We start from the raw sequence: 14,688 nt of genomic DNA, 5'->3' as shown, positions 1-14,688 counted from the left end.
GTGGCCGTCGATTTCAGCGCTGCTTATAAACGTCGCGAAGGCGCGTGGTGGCGGCGGTGTGGCCGATGTAATTGCGCACATCGGCGTGGATCACCACTTCGTCCACCATCTGCGAGACCGGCATGATTGCCCCGGCCTGTTGGTCGTAGAGGGTCTGGACCTGGGCGTACATCTGCCGCTGGCGCTCGGGGTCGCGCTCGCGCTCGGCCTGTTCGATCAACTGGTTGAGCTGCGGGTTGAAAAACGAGGTGCGCCAGCCCTGGAAATTGCTCAACTTGGCTTCGCTGCGGTTGTCCGGGTTGTACACCAAGGCCCGCAGGCTCGAGTGCGGATGGCGCTCCGCCCCGCCACCGCCGCGCCCGACGAGGATGTCGAACTGGCGATCGCGCATCGCCCCGTAGATCTGGTTGCCGGTGCCGGTGATGATCGTCGCCTGGATGCCTGCCTGGGCCAGCGTCGCTTGCAAGCTGGTGGCAATGTTGATGAAGGGCGGATCGGTCAGCGAGCGAATGCTCACCTTGAAGCCCTCGGCATGTCCGGCCTCCGCCAGCAGGCGCTTGGCCTTGGCCACATCCAGGCGATAACCTGGATCGTCCAGGCGCGCCGGCAAGCCCAGTTGCATCGGCCGCTGATTGATCACGCCGTAGTGCGGCATCACCACGTCGTTGATGCCCTGGTAATCGATCAGCAGGCGGATGGCCTGGCGCACGCGGATGTCCTGGAACAGCGGCTGTTGCATGCTCATCGCCACGTAGTACAGCGTGCCGCGGGCAATGCTCTGGATGCGTACTTCATCGACCTTGCCCAGCGCCTTGATGTCGGTCGCGGCCATGCCGCGGGCGACGTCCAAATCACCGCGCTCGACCATCAGGCGCAGGGCCTGGGATTCGGTCATGTTGCGCATGATCACTCGGCGCAACTTCGGCGCGCCGCGCCAATAGTCGTCATTACGACTCATCAGGATGACGTCGTTGGCGCGCCAGATGTCGAGCTTGAACGCACCGGATCCAGCCGTGTGCGTCGCCAGCCAGGCCGCGCCCTGGTCGTCGCCGACCTGATGTTGCAAGGCTACCGAACGATCAACGATGAATGCGCTGGGCGAAGTTGCCAGGGTGTTCAGCACCAGCATCGGGTCGGTGACCCGCGGCAGCTCCATGACAAAGGTTTGCGGCCCTTCGGCGCGCATCAGTTTGACCACGTTGTCGGCGGTAAAACCGTAGGCTTTCCAGGTGGAAGCCAGGGCGCGGTTGAGGGTGACGACGCGCTGCAACGACCAGGCGACATCCTGCGCGGTCAGCGGTGCACCGGAGTGAAAACGGACGTCATCGCGCAATTGGAAAGTCAGGCGCATGCGGTCGGGGCTGACTTCCCAGGTTTTCGCCAGGGCCGGAACCAGCGTGTCCGGCTGCGCCGCGTCCTGCTCCAGGAGCATGTCATAGACGTTCGCGTTGACTTCGGCGACCTCCAGCCCCGTCGCCGCGGCGGGGTCCAGGGACAGCAGATTGATCATGCTCATGCCCACCACCAATTGGTCGGGGGGCGTTTCGCCTTGCGCCAGGCTGACGGGCACCTGCACTGCGCACAGGGCCACGGTGACACACAGCAGCCTGGTCAGGCGCTTGGGCCAGAGATTCATGGTTCAGTCCTTTCTTATATTTATAAAGACTTGTCGCCCGGGCGGCCATCGGCCTCAGGCGTGGAACAGGATCAATGTCGGGACAAAGTGTTGGCCTCGATATATGCAAAATTGATGTCCTCGCCCAACCCCGGCCGGTCGGACAGGTGCACATAACCGTCGGCGTCCATGGGGTCGACGATGCTGTTGAGGTGCGCGGGCACTTCTTCATAGTCGAGGAACGGGTGCAGCAAGCCGCGCTCATACCAACGGCAATTGCTGATCGCCCCGACCACCGCCAGGTTCGCCGCACCGTTACCGTGGACTTCGCAGTCCATGCCGAACGACTCGGCCAGGTGCGCCACTTTCAGGCACGGCCCGATGCCGCCGACACCCGCCACGCCCGCGCGCAGGATGTCACAGGATTTCTGCGTCACCCAACTGGCGCGGCTGTGAAATTTACCGGCGATGCTCTCCGGGCCCAGCACCGGAATGTCCAGGTTGGCGGCGAGCCAGGCATAGGACTCAGCCGAGTCTTCCATCATCGGCTCTTCGAACCAGGCGAAATTCAGCTGCTCCAGCGCCTTGCCGATGGTCAGCGCGTCCATGCGGCTGTACCAGTGATAACCATCGAGCATCAGCGCGATGTCCGGACCCACCGCCTCGCGCACTGCCGCGCAGGCCTGGATGTCCATCCGCGGATTGGGCGCGAAGGAAATCGGTGGCATCCACGTGTGCAGCTTGATGGCCTTGTAGCCACGCTTGACGAGCTTTTCCGCGAACTGGCCGTACTCATCCGGGGTGGACAAACCGCCCGGCAAATCGTCGCCGCACATGGTCGAGCCGTAGGCCAGGACTTTGTCGCGGTAGCCGCCAATGAGCTTGTGCACCGGCAGCTTCAGCTTGCGTCCGGCCAGATCCCACAAGGCTTGCTCCACCAGCGCCAGCGCCCGGTCGGTGAACTGTCCGGCGCTGCCGCGCTGCCAGTGCGCCAGGTCCTGCCAGATGCTTTCACGGTCCATCGGGTTGCGGCCGATCAGCACCTTGCGAACGAACGATTCGATGATGTGTGGACGGATCAATTCAGGCGTACCAAAGGCATAACCTTCCGAGCCATCGTCGCAGCTGATTCGCAGCAGGGCCATCTTGATCATGCCCTCGTCACCCGGATGGGCGTGGCCCGCACTGTCCTGGGCGCGGCGCGACGGGGTGGAAAAGATTTCGACGTGAACGCCTGTGATTCTCATAGGGAGGGGCCACCGTGTTGTTATTTTGATTTGTATGTCGTCATACAACGTGGCGGATTATTTGAACGTTTCATCGGGGCTGTCAACCCCTGCAATCAGTAAAAATTGACCACACCTCGACGCGGCGGCCTTTTGCGAAAGATGACGACTTGAAATGTCGTCATACCACACAGATAGAAAACAACACGACTGCACCGCTGCGCAATTGTCCACTACAGTGTCAGGATCTATTGGCGCAGCACCCATGCGGAGGCCTCCATGACGCACTTCACCCTTCAACGCATCGACCATGTCGTCCTGCGTGTAAGAGACATCGAGCGCAGCATCGCCTTCTACACATCAGTACTCGGCTGCGAACTCAAAAAACGTCGGGACGATCTCGGCTTGATGCACCTCGGCGCTGGTGCGTCGATGATCGATCTGGTGGATGTGGACGGGCCGCTTGGCCGTCACGGCGGTGCGGCGCCTGGCAAGCAGGGGCATAACGTCGACCACGTCTGCCTGCGCATCGAACCGTTTGACGAACCCGCCCTGCTCGCACATCTGCAAGCAGCCGGACTGAAGGTCGAGAAAGCGCAAATGCGCTACGGCGCGGAGGGCGAAGGCTGGTCGATCTACTGCTTCGATCCGGACGGCAATCAGATCGAGCTGAAGGGTCCGGCGCTGGATTCGTAACACTCCGGCGGTCCGTCGTTTTTCTCCTAGACTTGCCAGTGTTTGCAGTTCGCCGGGGCCGGGATGGGCCCGTACGATAAACATGACTCGAAGGGATCCGCCATGCTCAAACTTTTTTGCAAAGCGCTCGCGTGCACGCTGGCCTTTATCACGCTGGGCACGGCCACGGCGGCTGACCCTATCGTCATCAGATTTTCCCATGTGGTAGGCGAGCAGACACCCAAGGGCCAGGGTGCGTTGCTGTTCAAGAAACTCGTTGAGGAGCGTTTGCCGGGAAAGGTGAAGGTCGAGGTCTACCCCAACTCCACGTTGTTTGGCGATGACAAGGAAATGGAAGCGTTGCTGCTGGGGGACGTGCAGATCATTGCCCGTTCGCTGGCCAAGTTCGAGCAATACACAAAAACCGTGCAGTTGTTCGACTTACCGTTTTTGTTTCAAGACATTGCCTCAGTCGATCGTTTTCAAACCAGTCCTGAAGGCCAGAATCTGTTGCGCGCCATGGAGCGCAATAACATCAAGGGCCTGGCCTATTGGCACAACGGCATGAAGCAATTGTCGGCCAACCGACCATTGCGCAAGCCCGAAGACGCCCGTGGCCTGACGTTCCGGGTGCAGACTTCCGCCGTGCTGGAAGAACAGTTCAAGGCCGTCGACGCCAAAGCGCAACAGATGATTTTTTCAGTGGTGTATCAGGGATTGGTGACCGGCGTGATCAACGCGACGGAAAACCCTTATTCAAACTTCTACAACCAAAAGCTGCATGAAGTGCAGAAGTACGTCACCGAGACCAATCACGGCGTGCTCGACTACATGCTGATCACCACGTCCGATTTCTGGAACGGCCTGCCGCCGGATATCCGCAGCGAATTGGACAAGATCGTGACTGAAGTCACCGCCGACGTGAACAACCAGGCCGATCGTCTGAACGAACAGGACAAACAACGCGTGCTTGCAGCCCAAACCACCGAAATCATTACCCTCACGCCAGAGGAACGCAACGCCTGGCGCGACAAGATGAAGCCGGTATGGGCGAAGTTTGAAAAAGCTATCGGGCCGGACTTGGTGAAGGCTGCCGAGGCGTCCAATCAGGCGCAGTAATGCGGCGCGTTTAATGTAACAATCGTCCGGCAAGCTATTTTTCTGCCTAGACTTGCAACTGTCCCACCGTGCGTTGTGTTTTGAATGAGCCCGCACGAGAAAAACTAAAAATAAAAGGAAACCCCAATGTTTAAACCTATGTGGAAAGCACTCGTCTGCGCGCTGGCCCTCAGCGCGTTGAGCACCGCCATGGCGGCTGACCCGGTGATCATAAAGTTCTCGCACGTAGTGGCCGAGCAAACCCCTAAAGGCCAAGGTGCATTGCTGTTCAAGAAGTTGGTGGAAGAACGGCTGCCGGGCAAAGTGAAGGTCGAGGTGTACCCGAACTCCTCGCTGTTTGGCGACGGCAAGGAAATGGAAGCCCTGCTGTTGGGTGACGTGCAGATGATTGCGCCGTCCCTGGCCAAGTTCGAGCAATACACCAAGAGCGTGCAGTTGTTCGACCTGCCTTTCCTGTTTGACGATATCTCCGCCGTGGACCGTTTCCAGCTGAGCCCGGAAGGCCAGAAGCTGCTCAAGTCCATGGAAAGCAAGAACATCACCGGCCTGGCCTATTGGCACAACGGCATGAAGCAGCTGTCGGCCAACAAAGCGCTGCGTGAACCCAAGGATGCCCGTGGTTTGAAGTTCCGCGTACAGGCATCGGCGGTGCTGGAAGAACAGTTCAAGGCCGTCAACGCCAACCCGCGCAAGATGAGCTTCGCCGAGGTTTATCAAGGCCTGCAGACCGGCGTGGTCAACGGTGCGGAAAACCCGTACTCGAACATCTACAGTCAGAAGATGCATGAAGTGCAGAAGTTCATCACCGAGTCCAACCACGGTGTGCTCGACTACATGCTGATCACCAACACCAAGTTCTGGAACGGCCTGCAGCCAGACGTGCGCAGCGAACTGGACAAGATCCTTGTGGAAGTCACCGCTCACGTGAACAAAGAAGCGGCGCAACTGAACCAGAACGACAAGCAGCGCATCCTCGATGCCAAGACCACCGAAATCATTACCCTCACGCCTGAACAACGCAACGAATGGCGCGACAAGATGAAGCCGGTCTGGAAGAAGTTCGAAGGGGACATCGGCGCCGACCTGATCAAAGCCGCCGAAGCCTCCAACAAGGCTCAGTAATGGGTTGGCCGGTGTTGCCGTCCCTGGTGGCGCCGGCCTATCGTCCTCTAGCAGGAGATGTCATCCATGAACGCCCTTCGGCGCACCTGGGAACACTTCGAGGAAGGGTTCATTGCCTTCCTCCTGGCCGCCATGACGCTGGTAACTTTCGTCTACGTGGTCCTCAACAATCTCTATAGCGTTTTTTATAGCCTCGGTGACAACTGGCCGGCCGCCAGCGAACCGATGTTCGCCATCGGCGACGGCATCATGGGCATGGCCCAGGCCATGACCTGGAGCAGCTCGCTGACGAAGGCGCTGTTTGGCTGGCTGATTTTCTTTGGCCTGTCGTATGGCGTGCGCACCGCCGGGCACATTGGTGTCGATGCGCTGGTCAAGCTCGCCAGCAAACCGGTGCAGCGTTTGATCGGCGTGATCGCCTGCCTGTGCTGCCTCGCCTATGCCGGGTTGCTGGCGGTGGCGAGTTACGAATGGATCAACACCTTGATGATTGCCGAGATCGGCGCCGAAGACCTCGGCCATTTCGGCATCATGCAATGGCATGTCGGGCTGATCGTGCCAGTGGGTTTCGCCCTGGTCTTCATCCGCTTTGCGGAAATTCTCGTACGCATCCTGATGAATCGTCAGACAGGCCTCGGCCTGGCCGATGAAGCGGCCGAAGCGATCAAACTGACCGAGATCGAGGAAGACAAGCCATGACCATTGCCTTCCTGTTCATCGCGCTGTTCGTGCTGATGTTCATCGGCGTACCCATCGCCATTTCCCTGGGTTTGGCCGGATCGCTGACGATCATTTTCTTCAGCCCCGACTCGGTTCGCTCGTTGGCGATCAAGCTGTTCGAAACTTCCGAACACTACACCCTGCTGGCGATTCCGTTCTTCCTGCTGGCCGGTGCGTTCATGACCACCGGTGGCGTGGCGCGACGGTTGATCGATTTTGCCAACGCCTGCGTCGGACACATCCGGGGCGGCCTGGCGATTGCGGCGGTGTTGGCGTGCATGCTGTTCGCGGCGTTGTCCGGCTCAAGCCCGGCGACGGTGGCGGCGGTCGGCTCCATCGCGATTGCCGGCATGGTGCGCTCGGGTTATCCACAGGCGTTTGGTGCAGGCATCGTCTGCAACGCGGGCACATTGGGGATCCTGATTCCGCCCTCGATTGTAATGGTGGTCTACGCCGCCGCAACCGAAACGTCCGTCGGCAAGCTGTTTATGGCCGGTGTGATTCCTGGCGTGCTGCTGGGACTGTCCTTGATGGTGGCGATTTATATTGTCGCGGTGAAAAAGAACCTGCCTGCCCTACCAAGGGCCACCTTCCGTGAATGGTTAGCCACTGCGCGCAAGGCGCTGTGGGGCCTGTTGTTGATGGTCATCATTCTCGGCGGGATCTATTCCGGGATGTTCACACCGACCGAAGCGGCCGCGGTGGCAGCGGTGTACTCGGCGTTTATCGCGTTGTTCGTCTACAAGGACCTGACGTTCCGCGAAACACCGAAGGTGCTGCTGGAATCGGCCAAGCTGAGCATCATGCTGATGTTCATCATCGCCAACGCCATGCTCTTCGCCCATGTGCTGACCACCGAGCAGTTGCCGCAGCAAATCACCGCGTGGGTGATCGAGGCCGGGTTGACGCCGGTGACCTTCTTGCTGGTGGTGAACATCGTGCTGCTGATTGCCGGTGCGTTCATGGAACCGTCGGCGATCATCCTGATCCTGGCGCCGATCCTGTTCCCTATCGCCATGAAGCTGGGCATCGACCCGATCCACCTGGGCATCATCATGGTGGTGAACCTGGAGATCGGCCTGATCACGCCGCCGGTGGGGCTGAACCTGTTCGTGACCTCGGCGGTGACCGGCATGTCGCTGACGGCGACCATCCGCGCGGCCATGCCGTGGTTGATGATCCTGCTGGCGTTCCTGGTGCTGATTACCTATGTGCCATGGATTTCGCTGGCGCTGCCGAACTGGTTGGGGATGAGCTGATATTCGGGCCTGAACCGTGGCGAGGGAGGTTGCTCCCTCGCCACGGGAGCGGGTTTGTCACAGGTCGGGCCTGCCTTCCCAGCAACTCAGCACATTGCGTTATGATCCCTGCCTCATTCTGAAGCAGAGCTTTTCCCACGCATGTTGCCGTCCCCTTCCGACACAACCAACTCCCTGCCCCCCGTCCTCGTCGGTCCGCTGTTGCGGCGACTGGAAGCCACGCGGCTGGTGATATGGCTGGTGGGGTCGCGACCGTTGACATTGACCTTGCGACTGGACGGCGTGGGCGATCTTGCGCTGGATGCCACGCGTTGCACCGTGGTGCCGGTGGGGCGCCAGGCGTTCGTGCACCTGATCGACGTGCGACTCGACGCCGCCCTGCCCTTGGATGTGGTCATCGAATATGACCTACTGGTGGATGGCGTTTCTATCGCCGAATGGGCGCCGCATCTGTTGTATGACGGCGCGCAATACCCGAGTTTCGTACTGCATTCGCGCATCGAGCAACTGGTCCACGGCTCCTGCCGCAAACCCCATTATCCGGCCAATGACGGATTGCTGTGTATCGACCGATTGCTGGCACAAGCCCCCGAGCAACAGCCAGCCCTGTTGATGATGAGTGGCGACCAGGTGTACGCCGACGACGTCGCCGGGCCGATGTTGCGGGCGATTCATGCCTTGATCGAGCGCCTGGGGTTGTTCGAGGAATGCCTGGAGGGCGCGGTGGTGGAGGACAGCGCCAAGCTCTACCAACACCCGGCCAGCTATTACCATCGCGCGGATCTGCTACCGGCGCTCGAGAGCAACGAAACCCTGCGCGAGCGATTTTTCGGCGGCGCGCGCAAGCCGATTTTCACCAGCAGCAGCGCCGACAACCACCTGGTGACCTTCGCCGAAGTCATGGCGATGTACCTGCTGGTCTGGTCGCCGGTGCCCTGGACGTTGATCGCCCCGCAACCTCCCGAGTTGACCGCCGAGCGGCGCCAGCGCTACGACTTGGAACAGCAACGCATCGAGGCCTTCAAAACCGGGCTGGACGGCGTCGCCAGGGTGTTTGCGCATTTGTCCTGCCTGATGATTTTCGACGACCACGACATCACCGATGACTGGAATCTCTCCGCGCAATGGGAGGAAACGGCCTACGGCCATCCGTTCTCCAAGCGCATCATCGGTAACGCGCTGATCGCCTACATGCTCTGCCAGGGCTGGGGCAACAACCCGGACGCGTTTGACGAGGTGGTCGAACAAACCGTGGCCTTGTGCGGCACCGCCAACGACCGCTACCTCGACAGCGAACCCCAGGACCGGTTGATCGACACGCTGCTCAGTTTCCAACGCTGGCATTACGTGTTGCCAAGCTCTCCGGCGCTGGTCGTGCTCGACACTCGCACCCGGCGCTGGCGCAGCGAGAACAACCTCAAGCAACCGTCAGGCCTGCTGGACTGGGAAGCCCTGAGCGAACTGCAACAGGAATTACTGGATCATCCCTCGGCGATCATCGTGTCGCCGGCACCAATTTTTGGCGTCAAGCTGATCGAGTCGGTACAGCGGGTGTTCAGCTGGTGCGGATTCCCGCTGCTGGTGGATGCGGAAAACTGGATGGCCCACCGTGGCGCGGCCCAGGTGATTCTGAATATTTTCCGCCACTCGCGCACGCCTGGCAGCTACGTGGTGCTGTCCGGCGACGTGCACTACTCCTTCGTCTACGAGGTACTTATCCCACATCGCAAGGGCGGCCCGCGCATCTGGCAAATCACCAGCAGCGGCATCAAGAATGAATTCCCGCCGGCGCTGCTGGAATGGTTCGATCGCTTGAACCGTTGGCTCTATTCCCCACGCTCGCCGCTGAACTGGTTCACCAAGCGTCGCAGCATGCGCATCGTGCCTCACACCCCCGAGCACGCCGAGGCTGGGGAGCGGTTGTGGAATTCGGCGGGGATCGGCCAGGTATTTTTCAACGAACAGGGACAGCCGACGGACATCGTCCAGCACAACGCCAACGGCAAGCCGCCAACCCGCATGCTGGCGCCCAAGTTACCCCCAACCTGAGCGACCACTCGGAACCGGGCACGGGGTTCAGAACGCCAGTTGCAGGCTCTGCTGGCCTTCGAGGCTTAGCAGGAACTGCTTCGCCGCGAGGCCGCCGGCGAAACCGGTGAGGCTGCCGGAGGTGCCGATGACGCGGTGGCAGGGAGCGATGATCGAGATCGGGTTGCGTCCATTGGCAGCGCCGACCGCGCGGGTTGCGGTCGGTTGGCCGATCTGGATGGCGATGTCGCGATAACTGCGGGTTTCGCCGAACGGAATGGTCAGCAATGCCTGCCAGACCCGCACCTGGAAATCGGTACCGGCGAAATCCAGATCCAATTCAAAACCACGCCGCTGACCCGTGAAGTATTCAAGCAGCTGGCGCTCGGTTTCCTTGAGGGTCGGGTGAGCGTTGTCTTGCTCCAAAGGCCCGAGGCGCACGCGGTTGAGCCGTTCGTTTTCCCACAGGATAGCGGCCAGCTTCGTGCCTCGGGCCACGAGGATCAGTTCGCCGACAGGGGATGGGATGGTTTTGTAGAGGGGCAACATTCGACTATTTCCCGGGTTCACACTCAATGGCTAGTTTGCTCACTGAGCAAAAAATCTTGCTCAGCCCAGCAACCCCAACGCCTTCGCTCGCGCCACGGCCTGGGTACGGCGTTCCACCCCCAGTTTACTGTTGATATGGCTGGCGTGGGTTTTCACCGTGTGCAGCGAAATGAACAATTGCTCGCTGATTTCCTGATTCGAACATCCTTGGGCAATCAGTTGCAGCACTGCCCGCTCCCGGCTGCTGAGGGCTTCGACGTGCGCGCAGGACTCGGTCGGTTGCAGCGCCGCCGTCGGCAAGCGCTCGAGCAAGTGCTCGCGCAGGCCGCTGGGCGGCGCCTGGAGCAGTTGCTCGCGCAACCATTCGTGATGCTTTTGCAGCAGCCACTCGAAGGGCTGCAGCGCGCCGCCAACAGCGGCATCGAACGCCTGGGCCAAGGCCACGCGAGCTTCCGGCTCGCGCCCCGCGCTCAACAGCAAGGCGACTTTCTGGTTGAGCACCATCACGCTGAGCATCTGCCGCCCGGTCTGCTGCGAATGTTCGAGCAACGCATTGAGCCGTCCTTCGGCCTGCATCGGTTGGCCGCGGATCGACTCGAGCAACGCCTGTTGCAGTTCGACATGCAGCGGCAGTTGTGGATGGAATTCCGGCGGGGCGGCGGCGCCTTCGCCCGTGTAGGTCTGCCCCAGCCGCACCAGCCAGGCTTCGGCCAGTTCGGTGCGGCCCTGGGCCAGCCAGAGCTCGCATTTGACCAGCGTAATCATCGCCAGGTAATAAACCGGCGGAACGTCCCAGATATGCATCAAGCGCTCGGCTTCGGCCAGTTCGGCAAAGGCCCGGGCGAACTCGCCGCCCTGGCCTTCGACGCGAGCGATCACACAGTGGCCGATCAACACGCTGATATCGCGGCAGGCCCGGGCTTCGGTCAGCCCCGCCTGCAACCGCGCCAACCCGGCCTGGTTCTGCATGCGCAGCGTCAGCAAAAATCCCTCATACAAGACCAACCGTGCCCGCACCGCGTACAGCCGTTGGGGTGACAGTGGGTGCAAGCGTTGCAGTCCCTGCTTGACCTCTTCGAGTGCCCGCAGGATCTCCCCTCGCGCCTGCAAGACCCGGGCGCGATCGTAATGGGCCAGGGCCTCGAAAAGTGGGTTGCCAACCCGCTGCGCCAACTCCAGGGACTCGCGGTTCAACGCCCGGGCGCGCCAAAGGTCCCCGTCGGCAATCGCCAGGTTCGACAGGGTGGACAAGCACATCAGGCGCTGGCCGTAGCGTTTTTGCGGCAGGCTTTCCAGCGCCTCGGTGCAATAGCGCAGCGTGGCCTCACGATCACCACGACCGCGGGCAACAATGCCGCTCAGCGCCAGCCATTGGGCGAGCATGGATTTATGCGCGGTGGCTGACGGCGCCGGCAGGAAGCGGCTCAAATGGGCGGCCAATTCTTCGGCGGCATCCAGTTGGCAGGCCAGCCCCAGCGCCCAGCTGTACAGCACGATCAGCCGTGGGGTGCTGATGAGCAGGCTGTCGGGCAAGTCCATTTTCCAGCGCAGTAACATGCCGACGTTCTGCTCGGCCAGCAGTTGCTCCTCCGAAAGGTTTTGTACCAGGTTCGCCGCCACGTCCAGATGCCCGGCGCGCAGGGCCTGCTCCACGGCTTCGTCGATCAGGCCCTGGGCGTTGAACCAGCGGCAGGCACGCAAATGCAGGGTCCCGGCCGGCACCATGGCCGGCGCGCTCGGGCGACTGCGCAGCAGGTCGGAAAACAGATGATGGAAACGATACCAATGCCCATGTTCGTCCAGCGGCACCAGGAATACTTGGTGGGCGGCGAGGAACTTGAGGATTTCGTGGCTGTCATGGGCGTCGCGCACCGCATCGCACAGTTCGCTGCAAAAGCGATCCTGGGGGGCGATGTCGTAGAGAAACGCCTGCACCTCGGCGGGCAGGCAGTCGATGACTTCTTCCAGCAGATAATCGCGGATCAGCCCTTCACCGCCGTGCAACGCTTGGGGCAGTCGCCCTTCGCTGCCGGCTTCGGAAGCGGCCAGCAACCAGAAGCGCAGCCCGGCGACCCAGCCTTCGCTGCGCTGGATCAGGCTTTCCAACGCTTCGCCACGCAACGCGCTGCTGTGATGCTGGAGCAAGGTCAGCGCTTCGTCGTGGGTCAGGCGCAGGTCCTGCTCGTTGAGTTCGAGTAACTGCCGCGACAGCCGCAGGCGTGCCAGGTGCCAGTCCGGTCGCTGACGGCTGGTGACCAGCACCAGCAACCCCTCGGGCAGGTGATTGAGGAAAAATTGCAGGCAGCGATCCAGCACCGGGCTCTGCGCCAAGTGGTAATCGTCGAGCACCAGCAGCAAGGGCGCGCTTGCTGACAAATGCGCGGACAGCTCATCCAGCAGGCCGTCGAGCCATTCTTCGAACGCGAAGGGTTGGTGGCGCTGACGCATTTTCAGCAAGCCCAAAGCGCGGCCACCCAACTGGGGATAAAACGCCTGGAGCCCTTCGAGCAGCCGCTCCAGGAAACGCCCCGGATCGTTGTCCCTGGCACTGAGCCCCAACCACAGGCTTCGCCAATGGGCCGGCAACCCCTGGCAGAACTCCACCGCCAGCGAACTTTTACCGAACCCCGCCGGCGCGCTCACCAGCAGCAACCGCCCCCCCAGCCCAGCGCTCAGACGCTCGCACAACCGCGGCCGCACGACATGCCCGTCGGGCAGAGGTGGGCGGTAAAAACGCCCTTCCTGTACCGCGATGGCTGCACGGGAAGAATCCGGGGGTGAAGACAAATCAGTCATGGCCGGCTCTTGTTTGAAATGCGGATGGCGGCGTTGCAGATGTCCGCAGACTAGCCGTAAACGGAGAGGTATTGAAGGGAGTGCTACAAATGACTACAAAAAGGCTACAAGTGGCCAATTTCTGTTGGGGTTGCCAAAAAAAAAACGCCCCGAACCAGTCGGGGCGTTTTCTTGAGGATGCGGCCTCGGGGAAAGCGGTTTAGCGAACGCCTTCCTGACGCAGTGCCGCCGGGGTGAAGTCGCTGGTGGACGCGGTGAAGCCGAAGTCGTAGGCCGATTTCTCTTCGTTCTTCATGCCCAGGGCCAGGTAGCGTCCGGACTGCAAGTCGTAGAGGGTTTCCAGGGCGTACCACGGCACTTGCTTGTCGTAGTAGTTCTCGGCATGGGCCTCGGCGACGCGCCACAGTTGGCCACGACCGTCGTAGTGATCGATGACCGCGGCTTGCCAGGTGTCTTCGTCGATGTAGAAGTCGCGCTTGGCGTAGATGTGACGCTGGCCTTCCTTCAGGGTCGCGGTCACGTGCCAGACGCGACGCAGTTCATAGCGCGCCAGGTCCTGGTTGATGTGGCCAGCCTTAAGAATGTCGGCGTACTTGAGCTGCGGCGAATCGATCTTGTGGCTGTTGGCGGCAATGTAGAGTTCTTTCTTGCCTTCGAGCTTCCAGTCGTAACGGTCCGGCGCGCCGTTGTACATGTCCAGGTTGTCAGATGTACGCAGGCCATCGGCGGCGGTACCCGGGCCGTCGTAGGCGACTTGCGGCGCCTGGCGCACGCGGCGTTGGCCGGCGTTGTAGATCCAGGCCTTGCGCGGCTCCTTCACCTGGTCAAGCGTCTCGTGCACCAGCAGCACGGTTCCCGCCAGACGCGCGGGTGCGGTCACTTGTTGCTTGAAGTAGAACAGCACGTTGCCCGGGTTGGCCGGATCGAAGCCCTTGATCTTGTCGCGGAAGACGAACTGGTCCTTGAAGTACACCAGGTTGTACGAACCGTTGGGCTGCGGCGTGGCCTGGGTCACCAGGCGGGTCACGCTGCCGCCGCGATAGCGGGTGATGTGGTTCCAGATCACTTCCAGCCCGCTCTGGGGAATCGGGAACGGCACGGCCGTCTCGAAATTCTCCAGGCCGTTGCCAGCGCCCACCAGCTTGGTGTTCACGGCGTTTTTCTTGATGGAGGCCAAGACTTCATCCGGCACGGTGGCGCCGCGATGGGTCGGGTAGACCGGCATCTTGAAGGTTTCCGGGTAGCGCTTGAACATCGCGTACTGGCCTGGGGCGAGCTTGGCCTTGTACTGGTCGACGTTCTGCGACGTGATGGTGAACACAGGTTTCTCACTGGCGTACGGGTCGGCGAGGAAGCCCTTGCCGTCGACGCTGCCAGCGTTCTTGGCCATGGGTTTCCAGGCGGAAATCGACCCATCGGCATTGCCAGCCATCTCGGCGCCCATCGGCGTCAGGCTCTTGCCCAGCTTGTCGGCCTCGGCGGCAGGCACGGCGGCCATGACACTGGTCGCCAGCAGGGATAACCCCAGCGCACCGACTTGCAACAGATTTTTTGTTATTTTCATAGTGTTCGTCCTGAA

Annotated in this window: 11 protein-coding genes; 6 read left to right on the top strand and 5 right to left on the bottom strand. The window is 61.2% G+C overall.

From position 1 onward, the window contains the following. Positions 1-13: 13 nt before the first annotated feature. The gene (locus HU762_RS06915; protein ID WP_186634643.1) at positions 14-1,636 is read right to left on the bottom strand and encodes an ABC transporter substrate-binding protein; all 1,623 of its coding nucleotides are present in this window, start codon (positions 1,634-1,636) and stop codon (positions 14-16) included. 71 nt (positions 1,637-1,707) lie between these two features. Beyond that, the gene (locus tag HU762_RS06910) at positions 1,708-2,862 is read right to left on the bottom strand and encodes a mandelate racemase family protein (RefSeq protein ID WP_186634642.1); all 1,155 of its coding nucleotides are present in this window, start codon (positions 2,860-2,862) and stop codon (positions 1,708-1,710) included. A gap of 258 nt (positions 2,863-3,120) precedes the next feature. Between HU762_RS06910 and HU762_RS06905 the strand changes: the two genes are divergently transcribed. The 6 genes from HU762_RS06905 to HU762_RS06880 all read left to right on the top strand — a co-directional run bounded on the left by HU762_RS06905 (position 3,121) and on the right by HU762_RS06880 (position 9,785). Then, positions 3,121-3,537, top strand: a complete 417-nt coding sequence (locus tag HU762_RS06905) for a VOC family protein (RefSeq protein ID WP_186634640.1) — start codon at positions 3,121-3,123, stop codon at positions 3,535-3,537. A 102-nt stretch (positions 3,538-3,639) separates the two neighbouring features. Beyond that, on the top strand, positions 3,640-4,635 hold the full coding sequence (locus HU762_RS06900) for a TRAP transporter substrate-binding protein (protein WP_186634638.1): 996 nt from the start codon (positions 3,640-3,642) through the stop codon (positions 4,633-4,635). Between the two features lie 126 nt (positions 4,636-4,761). Continuing rightward, positions 4,762-5,757 carry a C4-dicarboxylate TRAP substrate-binding protein DctP gene (dctP, locus tag HU762_RS06895; RefSeq protein WP_186634635.1) on the top strand — a complete coding sequence of 332 codons (996 nt, stop codon included), beginning with the start codon at positions 4,762-4,764 and terminating at the stop codon, positions 5,755-5,757. Between the two features lie 66 nt (positions 5,758-5,823). After that, positions 5,824-6,456: a TRAP transporter small permease gene (locus tag HU762_RS06890; protein ID WP_186634632.1), complete on the top strand. Its 633-nt coding sequence runs from the start codon at positions 5,824-5,826 to the stop codon at positions 6,454-6,456. Beyond that, on the top strand, positions 6,453-7,736 hold the full coding sequence (dctM, locus tag HU762_RS06885) for a C4-dicarboxylate TRAP transporter large permease protein DctM (protein WP_186634629.1): 1,284 nt from the start codon (positions 6,453-6,455) through the stop codon (positions 7,734-7,736). The genes HU762_RS06890 and dctM overlap by 4 nt, the downstream gene beginning before the upstream one ends. 141 nt (positions 7,737-7,877) lie before the next feature. Beyond that, the gene (locus HU762_RS06880; protein ID WP_186634627.1) at positions 7,878-9,785 is read left to right on the top strand and encodes an alkaline phosphatase D family protein; all 1,908 of its coding nucleotides are present in this window, start codon (positions 7,878-7,880) and stop codon (positions 9,783-9,785) included. 27 nt (positions 9,786-9,812) lie between these two features. Here HU762_RS06880 and HU762_RS06875 read toward each other — a convergent pair whose 3' ends face one another. From HU762_RS06875 to HU762_RS06865, 3 genes are all read right to left on the bottom strand, one after another. Next, the gene (locus HU762_RS06875) at positions 9,813-10,313 is read right to left on the bottom strand and encodes a methylated-DNA--[protein]-cysteine S-methyltransferase (protein WP_186634624.1); all 501 of its coding nucleotides are present in this window, start codon (positions 10,311-10,313) and stop codon (positions 9,813-9,815) included. A gap of 60 nt (positions 10,314-10,373) precedes the next feature. Continuing rightward, on the bottom strand, positions 10,374-13,109 hold the full coding sequence (locus tag HU762_RS06870) for a LuxR C-terminal-related transcriptional regulator (protein WP_186634621.1): 2,736 nt from the start codon (positions 13,107-13,109) through the stop codon (positions 10,374-10,376). Between the two features lie 199 nt (positions 13,110-13,308). After that, positions 13,309-14,673 (bottom strand): DUF1329 domain-containing protein, encoded by a 1,365-nt coding sequence (locus HU762_RS06865; RefSeq protein WP_186634618.1) that lies wholly within the window; start codon positions 14,671-14,673, stop codon positions 13,309-13,311. Between the last annotated feature and the right edge of the window lie 15 nt (positions 14,674-14,688).

It is taken from the genome of Pseudomonas sp. SWRI92, from assembly GCF_014268685.1.
Lineage (GTDB): Bacteria > Pseudomonadota > Gammaproteobacteria > Pseudomonadales > Pseudomonadaceae > Aquipseudomonas > Aquipseudomonas marvdashtae.
Note: the sequence above shows the minus strand (reverse complement) of the source record. Positions and strands in the feature narration are given on the sequence as shown.